Below are 10,422 nucleotides of genomic sequence, written 5' to 3' on the forward strand. Positions count from 1 at the left end.
GCGCTTCTTCGTTGCATCGTCTAACGGCTTCTTCGACACGGCGCGTATCTCCAATCAACCCGTTAGAGATGAAACGCGCCAGCCCTGAATCCGTTGTCATGTTTTTTGTAAATCTCAATAGTTCCTTGGATAGCGTGAACACGCGCCGGTAACGGGGCAGGGAAACCTCCGCGTAACTGGCTTCCATGCCTTCCGCCAGATCCAGGACGACTTCGCCCTTGATGGTCAGGATATCGCCTTGTACCTGCACGACTAGGTTGTCCTTAGGCACACCCGGCAGATCGGCGTACAGGGTGATGCCTGCGGCGTCCTCGTACACATTCACCGGCGGCATCAGGGCCGCTTCAGTGCTGCCAGTGTCGCCTTGCTTGGTGACAGCAGTATTGTCGCTCATGGCCAGATCCTCCTCGCTCACTGGACGTTGATTTGGCGCGGCTGCGCGGCTTCGAGGCGCTGGATACTGATGTGCAGCACGCCATCGCGGTACTTGGCCTCTACCGCATTGGGATTCACGTCGTTTGGCAGGCTCACCACACGGCGGAAGCGGCCGGCGAAGCGTTCATCGATATGCACGGAGGTTTGCTCGTCCTTGTCGGGGAGATCGGACTTGCGCTCGCCGACAATGGTCAGCACGCTCTTCACCAGCTNCGCGTAGATTTCCACCGAGTGGGGTGTGCCGCCTACATTTATGGCCGGAAAACTGACCCGACCGCGAATGCTGGGAGACAGCTCGAATGGCTGCTGCCACTCGCGCTGTAGGCGTTCCAGTTCTGAGAATACGTCACGGGGAAACAACGATCGATACATCATGTTTGCCTCCATTCGCTTTCGCGCGGGCGCCATAGTCTGACGCCCCCGGTTGCAATGGTAAGGCTTCGCTTGGGGATTTCAAGTTCTTGATTTGACTGAGCTTCGGCATCATTCTTCCGAGGAGAAGGTCAGCCCTCAAGCCCAGAAAAGGGGACCACGCATGGAGTTCCAGGACTACTACAAGACGCTGGGGGTGGCACGCAATGCCACGGCGGAGGACCTCAAGAAGGCGTTTCGCAAGCTCGCGCGCAAGTTCCATCCGGACGTTTCCAAGGAGTTGGATGCCGAACTGCGCATGAGGCAGCTCAACGAGGCCTACGCCGTGCTCTCCGACCCGGAAAAGCGCGCCGCGTACGATCAATTGGAGCGAGGCTATCAGCCCGGCCAGGAGTTCCGTCCGCCGCCGGACTGGGACACCGGCTTCGAGTTCTCCAGTCGGGGCTTCTCGCCCCAGGAAGAGGCCGATTTCAGCGACTTCTTCGCCGAGCTGTTTGGCCATGTGGGGGGCAGGCACCGCGGCTTCCATGCACACGGCGGCAGCTTCCAATCACGCGGTGTGGATCACCACGCCAAGGTGCTGCTGGACCTGGAAGACGCCTTTACCGGCGCCACCCGTCAACTTTCGCTGCGGGTGCCACGCATGGACGCCCAGGGCGGAGTGCAGTTGAGGAGCCGGATCCTCAGCGTGAAAATTCCCAAAGGCGTGCGCGAAGGTCAGCTCATCCGTCTGGCGGGGCAGGGGGCGCCGGGGATCGGCGGTGCGCCGGCGGGGGATCTTTTTCTGGAGGTGCATTTCAAACCGCACGGCCAACTGAAAGTGAAGGGGCGCAATCTACACCTCACCCTGCCGGTGGCGCCATGGGAGGCGGCGCTGGGGGCGGTGGTGCCCATCGATTTACCTGGGGGCGACCTGAAGGTGCGCATTCCCCCTGGCGCCCAGAGCGGCAGCGAGCTACGCGTGCGCGGCAAGGGCATTCCCGCTAATCCACCGGGCGATCTGCTGCTGGACATCCAGGTGGTGTTGCCGCCGGCAAACACCCCCAAGGCGCGGGAGCTTTATGAAACCATGGCGCGGGAATTGGCCTTTAATCCGCGCCCGGATAGGAGAGCCTGACCCATGCGTGATGATGACGTTCTAATAGGTTGCTTGATGGAAGACGCTTGGCTGACTCTGGAGCAAGTGGCGGCAGCCTGCATGGTAGAACCAGAGTGGCTAACGCGGCATGTCGATGAGGGCTTGTTCCCCCATGCCGTAAGTGTCGCTGGCGTCTGGCGGTTTCCCAGCGCCAGTTTTCGACGGGCGCGGCGCATGCGTCAGTTGGAGCGTGACTTTGACGCCATACCGGAACTGGCCGCTCTGGTGGCCGACCTGCTGGAAGAAATGGATGATCTGCAAGCGCGGCTGCGTTGATGATGCTTGCGTCAACAACAAAGCCCTCGCCTTGAACTAGCTCACGCCGGATGTTCGTGCCGCTACCGCGAGGCCGAAATGGAAACGAGCCCAGCAGTTTGCAGTTGCCTTTGCCATCTACTAGCAACCACAGGGAATTGACCCTGGGAAATATCAGGCCAACCCGAGATGGCCTCTATTGCGCAATCTCGGCTGTTTGGCGCCAGACGCCGAACCGCCGGAATGGCCTGCGAATTCAACCCGTCGATGCGCATCAATGCTCCTCAGCATATTGCCGTCCCACAAGATTGATCCAAAGCGACTGATCACCCCTCGCTTCCAACTGGACGACTTCCGCGATATTCACGAGAGCACCGGGAACGCTGCAATCACGACAGCGCTCAAGGCACTCATTGAGGCATGGAAGCCAACTCGATAGACCGGTGAAGGCAGCTTGAGCGGGCGACTGGAACGCGCTACGCTGGCATAGGTTCTCACCGTATAGCTGCTTTCAGGCATAGACCACCCTCGTGCAAAGGGTCGGCACCGCCCGGTGCGCGAGCCGTAGCCTGGCGAGCCGTTGATGGTCGAGGAGCTTTCGTTGGAACGCGCGTCGGAGCCAGATCGGTCGGCCTGCGCAAGCGGCCATTCCACCCACTATCTGACGCTCATGCTTCCCGTTCTCCCTGTCCCGAAGCTCATTCGATACCGGCCGCGCGCCGCCATCGCGCTAGTGATCGGCATCATCGCTGCATCCGTGGCGCCGGTGTCGCTGCGCCCGCTAGTGCGCGTCATCTTCGGCTGGGACATCGCCGTTTGGTCCTATCTCGTGCTGGTCTGGTGGCTGATGGCCAGGGCGCCACAAGACATGGTCAGGGAAATTGCCATTCGCGAGGACGAGACGGCCACTACGTTTCTGCTAGTTGTTTGCATTGCTGCGGTCGCCAGCATTGCCGCTATCGTGCTCGAACTGGCCACGGTGAAAGATTGGGGCTCGGCGCGGGGCTGGCGCATCTTGCCTTCACCGTGGCGACGCTGTTCGGCGCCTGGTTCCTGATTCCGACAATGTTCGCGCTGCACTATGCGCGGCTCTTCTACGGCTCAGCGCAGGAGAGTACCGATGAACCGGCACTCAGCTTTCCAGATAGCGCGCTTGAGCCGAATTATTGGGACTTCCTGTACTTCTCGTTCGCGATCGCGTTGACCTCGCAGACGTCGGACGTGGCATTGAGATCGCGGGCCATCCGCCAAGCGGTACTTGCACAGTCCGTGCTCTCGTTCTACTTCAATATCGCTGTACTGGGGCTGTGCGTAAACGTGGCGGCCGGTCTGATCAATCTCTGAAAGCGGACGTCTGGCTTTCACCAGGCCTTTCTTTTACCGGCGGCACGGCCCGTTGCTGCGGGACGGTCACGCTTAGGTCCAGTGCAGATGTGGCAAGAAGTCGCCGTGCTCGTCAATGCCGACCCCGCCCAGCTCGTATAGCAGCGTCTTGATCGTTTCCGTCTCGGAGGATTTGCATCCGACGATCATGATGATTTCGTCCTGCGACAAGAGTGCAGCGGCCCGCGCCAGCCGCGGTCGCGGCAACATTGAGCCGCACAACGCACCAAGGAGCCAGCCACAGACGCCGAAGACCACGAAGCCAAGCCCATAGGTGGTAAGGCCGCTCAGCGGGGCGGAGTGGTCGCCGTAATATCCTGCTAGCGCTAGGCCAAGTATTGCAAAGATGGCATAGCCGGCGATCGAGCCTTCATGCCGGAAGGTGGTGTGCGTAGCGTCCGCGCCCGGAAAGCTCTCGACCGGCCGCAGGCCTCGGCTCACGAACCAGGGGCCGGTCACGTGGGCAGGCGCACGCACGAGGGGAAGCAGTTTTTCCCAGCCGGTCCGAGCGGAAGCGGCATTCTTAAAGCGAAGACAGAGCAGGGTACGCATGATGGTGTCTCGAGTGCCCCGGCGTGCAGGTGGCCCGGAGGGTGGACCCGCACCGTCGTCAGTGTGTAGAGTTTCCGGAAGGAAGTCGCCCCCCCGGCCCCCGCTCAGCGCAGGTGTCCGCCAAACAGTCCGAGCAGGCCGATGACAATGAGGTAAATGGCGACGATATAGTTAAGCAGCCGCGGAATGACAAGAATCAGGATGCCGGCTATCAACGAGATTAGAGGGCCGGCGCTGGTGATGAAGTTCATGATGGCCCTGTGTGATTGGCGTTGATCTGGCGGCGGCGCTCTTGTCGGCGGCTGTCGATGGTTACATGGCAGCCACCCTTGGTTACCTTGGTGCCTTCGAGGCTGATGCCTGCCGTCAGTCCGCCATGATTCTCTCCGGTGCTCGAGGTATGAATTCGGCCTACCTCAAAGCGGTTGGGATCGCGGTACGACAGCGTACGGAGGCAGCGCACGGCGAGCGTCGCAAATCGCTGAGCATCGTTTGCGCGGCGCCCATAGAGTCGCGCCGCTGCCGCTACTTGCCGACCTGATTGCCGACGACGCCGCCTACGGCGGCTCCGCCGACAGTTCCTAACGCGCTGCCGCCGGTCAGCACGGCACCCGCCACGCCTCCAACGCCTGCACCCACTACGGTGTCGGTGTCTCGCCGGCTCATGCCGCTACATGCGACTATGCCAAGTACGGCGATAAGGATTGCCGTCCGTTTGAGGAATGTCTGTGTGCGTTTCATTTCTTGCTACCTCCTGCGGCCACGCAGGGAGCCGGGTATGGTTGTTCCATAGGTCCCGAACTCCGGCTGCAAAGGCCTGGTCGTCTGCCTGTGTCGAAACGATGTTCTCCCTATGGGCGCAAGAAGTCGGTCCGCTGGCGTACGCGGGTGCAACGGCGGAGAGCTCAGCCGAACACGCGCGATCTCAGGTCGTCCTCGAAATCGACAGTCCATTGCGCAGGCTGGCTTCCGTCGTACTGGCGGACTTCCCTGCCGAAGCGTACCGAGATGCTGCGCCCGCGTGCCGGCACAGCGCCTTCAACTGCTGTCACGGTAAATCCGTCGGGTGCGACCCCGTTACGCAGACAGGTCTCGCGGAAAGCTTCCTGCTCCAGGGGAGGGAACTGATTCAGCATCGTGTCCAGCATGGGTGTCTCCTGATGCCGGCATGTAACGAGGAAAGGCCGAAGCGGGCATAGGCGGCCAGTCGGCTCGCCGCCTTTGCCATCGTGCCGGCGGTACATTGGCTCGGGTGCTCGCCCTCTCCATATTCTGTTACTCGGCTTTCTTGATATCCGCCTTGACGTCGCCGTACGCTGCCTGCGTCTTGCCAAGATCCTTCTTCAGGGTTCCCGCAACTTGCGTTTGCTTGTTTCCAGTCATCTTGCCGAAGGCTTCCTTGACTCTCCCGGCGGCCTCTGTGACACGGCCCTTCACTTGGTCCTTGTTCATGATGTATCCCTCTTCATTGGTGTTGCGAGCCGGATGCTGAGGCAACTCGGCCGCGGGATGACAGGTGGCAACCAGGTTGTCACCGAGCGCGTGCCCGATTACGCGCGCTCCTCAGATTGGATCTCGGCGATTCAGGAAGCTGGCCATGAGCCTGCCTTGCAATGGCGGCTCCGGCGGCCCGGGACGTTCCCCGACGCCCCCCTCAGAGTCTGCCTAGCAGCAACAGGACAAGGACCACAACCAAAAGCACCCCCAGTGTGCCTGATGGCGCGTAGCCCCATCCGCTGCTGTACGACCAGTTGGGAATTGCCCCAACGAGGAAGATAGCCAAGACAATCAACAGTAGGAGTCCAATTGACATGATCTGCTCCTGGTTCTGAGAAAACACGCCTTCCGCTGATTCGGCCGGGCGGATGGCAGCCGTTCTAGCGGATCGCGTTGTCGATGGCCATGCCATGGAATCCTGAACACCGATTCGAGGGATTCGCTGAAGTACTCGTTGCTGCTACTTCGTATCGATAGGAACATCCTCATCCAACCCAAAGCATAGTGGTGACGGATTCTCAAGTCAGTCCGGTGCCGTACGCATCGGGAAGGCGCGTTCCGGCATTCCGATCTTCCCCGTGCTCAACGAAACTGCAGGGGTAGAAGCGTTGCCCCAGGTACATAAGGGGGACACGTGCGGGCAGGGCACTAGTACGACATCCCTTAAATAGCTTTTTTCATTATCGGGCTGCAAATACGGCTGCAGAAGCGTGACGATCAGCTCGGCCATCTCGTCGAGTGGGCCTTCGCCTGGCAACGGTTCCCAACGCCCGCTATGGTTGCGAAAGGCGGCGCCATAACGATTGCGGCCGAGTTCGGTCAGCCGAGCCACCACGGTCGGCTCCTCGTCGTCCAGACGTTTGATCAGCAGGTGACGCCCGTAGGCTTGTGTGATGATCTGCTCGTGGCCGAGCAGGCTGCGCAGTTGCTGCTGCAATTGGAGAGCGCGCCAAAACGGGGGCTGACGGCCGGACCGCTACTGAGAGGCCAATGAGGCACCTACAATGCGCGCATGGCTTCCGATCCCGGGCCGGCGACCCCCGTCCTTCAACTTCGAATTGCTCTGCGCGGCCTGAGCCCACCGGTTTGGCGACGTGTCCTCGTTCCCGAGCATTTGACGCTCGGACAGTTGCACAATGTCATCCAGGTCATCATGGGCTGGGCCGACGAACATCTGCACGTGTTCAGCATTCGTGGCAGGCGTTACGGCGAAGCTCAGGAGGGCGTGCTGCAGTTCCGCACAGTGGCAAACGAACTGCCGCTGACCGAGTTTCATCTCCGAGAACACGAAGGCTTCGTCTACGTGTATGACTTCAACGCGTGGTGGCGCCACGAGATTCGGATGGAGCGGCGTATGCTGCGCCAGCATCCTGGCCAGTTGCCCCGTTGCGTGGCGGGTTGCGGGCCATGCCCGCCCGAGGACATGGGCGGAATCTCTAATCAGCGTGGCAGTCATCGCCGAGTGGCTTGTAAGCGTTGTCATGTGCATGCCCAAGAGATGAGCCGGAGATGAAGCGACAGATCAGTTTTGCGGAAGCGGAAAGCTATGGCAAGAAGCGGGTGACGCGCCGCCAGCGCTTCCTGACGGAGATGGAAAGCGTGGTGCCATGGTCGCGCCTGATAGCGGCGGTCGAGCCGTACTATCCCAAGGGCAAACGTGGGCGGCCACCGATCGGACTGGAGCGGATGCTGCGCATTTACTTCCTGCAGCAGTGGTATGGGCTGTCGGACGAGGCGCTGGAAGACGCGCTGTACGACAGCATGGCGATGCGGGCGTTTGCCGGGATCGATCTGGCGGTCGAAGCGGTGCCGGATGCGACCACGCTGCTAAAGTTTCGCCGCATGCTCGTCGAACATGAACTGACGCGAAAGCTGTTTGACGAGATCGGCATTATGCTGTGTGAGCGGGGGCTGCTGATGAAGGAAGGCACGATTGTGGACGCCACCATCATCGAGGCCCCGCCGTCGACCAAGAACAAGCAGAAGAGCCGCGACCCGGAGATGCACCAGACCAAGAAGGGTAATGAATGGCACTTTGGCATGAAGGCGCATGTCGGCGTGGATGCGGCTTCGGGGCTGGTGCACAGTGTGGTGGGCACGGCGGCGAACGAGTCTGACGTGTCGCAGGCGCATGCCTTGCTGCATGGCCACGAAGACCATGCGTTTGGTGATGCGGGCTACACGGGCGTAGAGAAGCGCGACGAGATGCAAGGCAAGTCCGTGAAGTGGCAGGTGGCCGTCAAGCGCGGCAAGATAAAGGCGATGCGTGACGGCGCCGTCAAGGACTTGCTGATCGCCGTCGAGCGGGCCAAGGCCCAAATCCGGGCGCGCGTCGAGCATCCGTTCCACGTGATCAAGAATCTCTTCGGTCATCGCAAGGTGCGCTACAAGGGCTTGGTCAAGAACACGGCGCAACTGTTCAGCCTGTTCGGTCTTGCGAATCTGGTGCTCGCCAGGAAGCTGTTGTTGGCCGCCCAGGGAAGCAATCCCCAGTCCTGTCCGCGCCGTCGGCATTGACGGCGGCTACCTTCGGTTGGCCGGCCACCGGCGCCGCCAGGATGGCTGGTTTGAAGTGATCGTCGGCAAGTCCCTGCGGGATCAGGATGGCGGGCATAGTTTCGCCTACGTGCACAAGCTGGAGCACCGGCCGGCCAATCGTATGTGGAACTTCCTTCTACGAGAAGGTGTGCAACCCAGTCAGCCGGTCACCTTCCTGTCGGACGGCGGCGATACCGTACGGTTTGCCCAACTCGGTTTTGGTGACCGCGGTGAATACGTTCTCGATTGGTTCCACATCGCCATGCGGGTACAGAACCTCGAACAGATGATCAAAAGCAACCCGCCGCTTCCAGCTCCTCCATGGTCAGCCCGTAGTCGGCCATCTCCGCCTGGATCCAGCGGATCGCCGCCGCCCGCTCAGTTCTTGCTGTCATTGCTGTCGTCACTGCTGTCGCTGCCGTCATCCGGATTCAGGACGCCGGGTGGAGCCACCCGCAATTCTGCCAGCGCCGCTTCGGCCTCGGCCCGTTCGGCCCGGCGCTGCGCCGCGGCCAACTCCGCCTGCACGGTGTCCAGGTCGCGAGCCGATCGGCGAGCGCCGCGACCTGGGTTTCGAGCCGGGCGCGGGCCCCGGCCTGCACGGCCGCGTCGCGCGCCTCGCTGCGCGCCGAGACATTCAGCGGAGCAAGTGGAATGCCGAAGCAAAGTGCGGACTTCGAATCCTGAGCAAGAAAGGCGGCGTTTTTGATGCTGGATGGACGGCGAAATGCAAACAGTAAAGCCTTCGCCTCCAACACAACTGCCATAAGGACTTGCCAAGCACAGTACCTCGCCCCCTACTAACGAGGGGGATCGCTCACTGGCGCCCATCTAGGCTAACGAATAAACTGCCTCGATCGGACTCCCGCCTGGCACAGCAAAGCATGATAACGAGAATGAAGACCTGGGGTATTGTGGGATCGGTCAGTCTACTTGCCCTTGTTGGATGCAAAGAGAACACAACTCCGGCTTCAGTCGCCCCTCAAGCAGCTTCACCAAAACACGAGCCGGCAATCACTCCCGCTGACTGGAACAAGGCATTTCGTTCGGCATTTACCTTGTCGAAAGAAGAAAATCAGGATGAGGATGGAATCAGTAAATCGGGAGCAAAATTTGTCACGCCAGAAGGAAACGTGATTAGTCTTATGAAGCGTGATGCCTTTCGAAAGTTGTTTTTTTTCACCCCACCCACATTTCTCAGCATTAACGCATCAACAAACGTCCACTCATACATCTCTATCAAAGATAACGACGCGCCCAATCTATTGATTTCGACATATTTTCATAATAAACATGGCTGGTTGTTTATTGAAAAACTATCGATCATGGCGGATGGTGATGTCATCCTTGAGCAAGATTTTCCTCATAGCGGCGTGAAGCGAGACAACAGTTCAATCGGCGTAGAAGAATCCTATGATTTCGTGGTTGCGCCACAACAACTGACTGCCTTGCGCAAAGTTTCTTCAACGACTGATCTAAAGATTAGAATCACTGGAGGCAAGGGCTACTACACACTACCAAAGGATCGCGTCAAAGAGTTTAAAGAGGATATTCGCCAAAGCATCCTCATTTTCGACGCCATCGATAAGGCCGTGGCCGGGAAGATTCCGACGACGGAAACCAAGTCCTAAGCTGCGTTAGTCCGTATGAAGGGGCGTGCCGGACTCGGCCCGCGCGCTGCAGGAATGGGATCGCACAGCAGGCTTCGGCAGCGGCCCCGAGGCGGTCAGGGCGCGCCGCGAGGAAGACCGGCGCGGTCTGTACATGCTCGGCGCCACGGCGCAATGGCTGGACTTTCTCGATGGGCAGTACGGCATGCGATATGCGCCCGCCGAGCTGGCCTATGCTCTGGCGGAATGGCTGGCAAGTTGGCTCATTTATGAGGAAGCGATCCATCGGCGCCATCCCGGCGCGCTGCAGCAGCGGGGCGAAGCATGGCGCACGGAGGGGAGGATGGCGACGCGCGCGTTGCTCTGCTTCGCCCAATTCCGTGGCCAGAAAATGCAGGCCGCAAGGGCATACAAAAGCCAGATAGCACAGTTTGATCCGGTGTCCGTGGCCGACGTTGAAGCCCCTGAACACTACTGGAAGCTCGACGTCTTAAGAAATCATCCGGCGGTGGGCTTAACGCATTCCCTTATACAGAAGTAGGACCGCCTCGGCAGCCGAGCATGTAGCCTGAGGCTGCGAAATTTCGAGGTAAGGGGTTGTTAACTTCGCCAGACTCGCGTTTACTCTCGAATTTTCGCGCA

The 10,422-nt window shown here is 60.1% G+C and carries 16 protein-coding genes and 3 pseudogenes; 8 read left to right on the forward strand and 11 right to left on the reverse strand.

Going from position 1 to position 10,422, the window contains the following annotated elements:
• Together DN412_RS40850 and DN412_RS40855 are read right to left on the reverse strand one after the other, a co-directional pair.
• A partial coding sequence (locus tag DN412_RS40850; protein ID WP_244223074.1) for an Hsp20/alpha crystallin family protein occupies positions 1 to 394 on the reverse strand: 394 nt, incomplete at its 3' end.
• Positions 395 to 411: 17 nt separating this feature from the next.
• Positions 412 to 810, reverse strand: a complete 399-nt coding sequence (locus DN412_RS40855; RefSeq protein ID WP_115216720.1) for an Hsp20/alpha crystallin family protein — start codon at positions 808 to 810, stop codon at positions 412 to 414.
• A 160-nt stretch (positions 811 to 970) separates the two neighbouring features.
• Here DN412_RS40855 and DN412_RS40860 point away from each other — a divergent pair, with 160 nt between their 5' ends.
• From DN412_RS40860 to DN412_RS40870, 3 genes and pseudogenes are all read left to right on the forward strand, one after another.
• Positions 971 to 1,924 carry a DnaJ C-terminal domain-containing protein gene (locus DN412_RS40860; protein WP_115216721.1) on the forward strand — a complete coding sequence of 318 codons (954 nt, stop codon included), beginning with the start codon at positions 971 to 973 and terminating at the stop codon, positions 1,922 to 1,924.
• Positions 1,925 to 1,927: 3 nt separating this feature from the next.
• On the forward strand, positions 1,928 to 2,221 hold the full coding sequence (locus DN412_RS40865; protein ID WP_115216722.1) for a chaperone modulator CbpM: 294 nt from the start codon (positions 1,928 to 1,930) through the stop codon (positions 2,219 to 2,221).
• 649 nt (positions 2,222 to 2,870) lie between these two features.
• Positions 2,871 to 3,544, forward strand: a pseudogene (locus DN412_RS40870) (DUF1345 domain-containing protein).
• A 72-nt stretch (positions 3,545 to 3,616) separates the two neighbouring features.
• Here DN412_RS40870 and DN412_RS40875 read toward each other — a convergent pair.
• The 7 genes from DN412_RS40875 to DN412_RS45310 all read right to left on the reverse strand — a co-directional run bounded on the left by DN412_RS40875 (position 3,617) and on the right by DN412_RS45310 (position 6,569).
• The gene (locus tag DN412_RS40875) at positions 3,617 to 4,135 is read right to left on the reverse strand and encodes a hypothetical protein (protein ID WP_115216723.1); all 519 of its coding nucleotides are present in this window, start codon (positions 4,133 to 4,135) and stop codon (positions 3,617 to 3,619) included.
• Between the two features lie 104 nt (positions 4,136 to 4,239).
• Positions 4,240 to 4,386 carry a DUF3096 domain-containing protein gene (locus DN412_RS40880; protein WP_078196252.1) on the reverse strand — a complete coding sequence of 49 codons (147 nt, stop codon included), beginning with the start codon at positions 4,384 to 4,386 and terminating at the stop codon, positions 4,240 to 4,242.
• A 274-nt stretch (positions 4,387 to 4,660) separates the two neighbouring features.
• On the reverse strand, positions 4,661 to 4,876 hold the full coding sequence (locus DN412_RS40885) for a glycine zipper 2TM domain-containing protein (RefSeq protein ID WP_115216724.1): 216 nt from the start codon (positions 4,874 to 4,876) through the stop codon (positions 4,661 to 4,663).
• A gap of 164 nt (positions 4,877 to 5,040) precedes the next feature.
• Complete coding sequence (locus DN412_RS40890; RefSeq protein ID WP_115216725.1) at positions 5,041 to 5,283, reverse strand: hypothetical protein; 243 nt, start codon at positions 5,281 to 5,283, stop codon at positions 5,041 to 5,043.
• A 127-nt stretch (positions 5,284 to 5,410) separates the two neighbouring features.
• Entirely contained in the window at positions 5,411 to 5,587 is a 177-nt protein-coding gene (locus tag DN412_RS40895; RefSeq protein ID WP_115216726.1) for a CsbD family protein, read from the reverse strand.
• A gap of 202 nt (positions 5,588 to 5,789) precedes the next feature.
• Positions 5,790 to 6,044 carry a DUF3309 domain-containing protein gene (locus DN412_RS46165; protein ID WP_425267492.1) on the reverse strand — a complete coding sequence of 85 codons (255 nt, stop codon included), beginning with the start codon at positions 6,042 to 6,044 and terminating at the stop codon, positions 5,790 to 5,792.
• Between the two features lie 111 nt (positions 6,045 to 6,155).
• A complete protein-coding gene (locus DN412_RS45310) occupies positions 6,156 to 6,569 on the reverse strand; it encodes a hypothetical protein (RefSeq protein WP_244223075.1) in 414 nt (137 codons plus the stop codon).
• 75 nt (positions 6,570 to 6,644) lie between these two features.
• Between DN412_RS45310 and DN412_RS40910 the strand changes: the two genes are divergently transcribed.
• The 3 genes and pseudogenes from DN412_RS40910 to DN412_RS40920 all read left to right on the forward strand — a co-directional run.
• Positions 6,645 to 7,145 carry a plasmid pRiA4b ORF-3 family protein gene (locus DN412_RS40910; RefSeq protein ID WP_115216728.1) on the forward strand — a complete coding sequence of 167 codons (501 nt, stop codon included), beginning with the start codon at positions 6,645 to 6,647 and terminating at the stop codon, positions 7,143 to 7,145.
• Entirely contained in the window at positions 7,142 to 8,149 is a 1,008-nt protein-coding gene (locus tag DN412_RS40915) for an IS5 family transposase (RefSeq protein WP_115216729.1), read from the forward strand. The genes DN412_RS40910 and DN412_RS40915 overlap by 4 nt, the downstream gene beginning before the upstream one ends.
• Positions 8,133 to 8,474 (forward strand): annotated as a pseudogene (locus DN412_RS40920) (ISKra4-like element ISBte1 family transposase); the annotation flags it as partial. The gene DN412_RS40915 and the pseudogene DN412_RS40920, both read left to right, overlap by 17 nt.
• Here DN412_RS40920 and DN412_RS40925 read toward each other — a convergent pair.
• A pseudogene (locus DN412_RS40925) lies at positions 8,464 to 8,565 on the reverse strand (H-NS histone family protein); the annotation flags it as partial. The pseudogenes DN412_RS40920 and DN412_RS40925 overlap by 11 nt on opposite strands.
• Before the next feature lie 36 nt (positions 8,566 to 8,601).
• A complete protein-coding gene (locus DN412_RS45590) occupies positions 8,602 to 8,937 on the reverse strand; it encodes a hypothetical protein (protein ID WP_279635307.1) in 336 nt (111 codons plus the stop codon).
• A gap of 129 nt (positions 8,938 to 9,066) precedes the next feature.
• Here DN412_RS45590 and DN412_RS40935 point away from each other — a divergent pair, with 129 nt between their 5' ends.
• Positions 9,067 to 9,801, forward strand: coding sequence for a hypothetical protein (locus DN412_RS40935; protein WP_133303170.1), 735 nt, complete (start codon positions 9,067 to 9,069; stop codon positions 9,799 to 9,801).
• Between the two features lie 25 nt (positions 9,802 to 9,826).
• Entirely contained in the window at positions 9,827 to 10,321 is a 495-nt protein-coding gene (locus DN412_RS40940) for a PIG-L deacetylase family protein (RefSeq protein ID WP_115216731.1), read from the forward strand.
• The last annotated feature ends 101 nt before the right edge of the window (positions 10,322 to 10,422 follow it).

The sequence above is a fragment of the Cupriavidus lacunae genome, from assembly GCF_003353055.1.
Lineage (GTDB): Bacteria > Pseudomonadota > Gammaproteobacteria > Burkholderiales > Burkholderiaceae > Cupriavidus > Cupriavidus lacunae.

Coding starts and splice junctions, on each gene's coding strand:
- DN412_RS40910 (WP_115216728.1), top strand. CDS start 6,645: ATGGCTTCCGATCCCGGGCCGGCGACCCCCGTCCTTCAACTTCGAATT.
- DN412_RS40860 (WP_115216721.1), top strand. CDS start 971: ATGGAGTTCCAGGACTACTACAAGACGCTGGGGGTGGCACGCAATGCC.
- DN412_RS40885 (WP_115216724.1), bottom strand. CDS start 4,876: ATGAAACGCACACAGACATTCCTCAAACGGACGGCAATCCTTATCGCC.
- DN412_RS40890 (WP_115216725.1), bottom strand. CDS start 5,283: ATGCTGGACACGATGCTGAATCAGTTCCCTCCCCTGGAGCAGGAAGCT.
- DN412_RS40865 (WP_115216722.1), top strand. CDS start 1,928: ATGCGTGATGATGACGTTCTAATAGGTTGCTTGATGGAAGACGCTTGG.
- DN412_RS40935 (WP_133303170.1), top strand. CDS start 9,067: ATGAAGACCTGGGGTATTGTGGGATCGGTCAGTCTACTTGCCCTTGTT.
- DN412_RS40895 (WP_115216726.1), bottom strand. CDS start 5,587: ATGAACAAGGACCAAGTGAAGGGCCGTGTCACAGAGGCCGCCGGGAGA.
- DN412_RS45590 (WP_279635307.1), bottom strand. CDS start 8,937: ATGGCAGTTGTGTTGGAGGCGAAGGCTTTACTGTTTGCATTTCGCCGT.
- DN412_RS40875 (WP_115216723.1), bottom strand. CDS start 4,135: ATGCGTACCCTGCTCTGTCTTCGCTTTAAGAATGCCGCTTCCGCTCGG.
- DN412_RS46165 (WP_425267492.1), bottom strand. CDS start 6,044: ATGGCATGGCCATCGACAACGCGATCCGCTAGAACGGCTGCCATCCGC.
- DN412_RS40915 (WP_115216729.1), top strand. CDS start 7,142: ATGAAGCGACAGATCAGTTTTGCGGAAGCGGAAAGCTATGGCAAGAAG.
- DN412_RS40880 (WP_078196252.1), bottom strand. CDS start 4,386: ATGAACTTCATCACCAGCGCCGGCCCTCTAATCTCGTTGATAGCCGGC.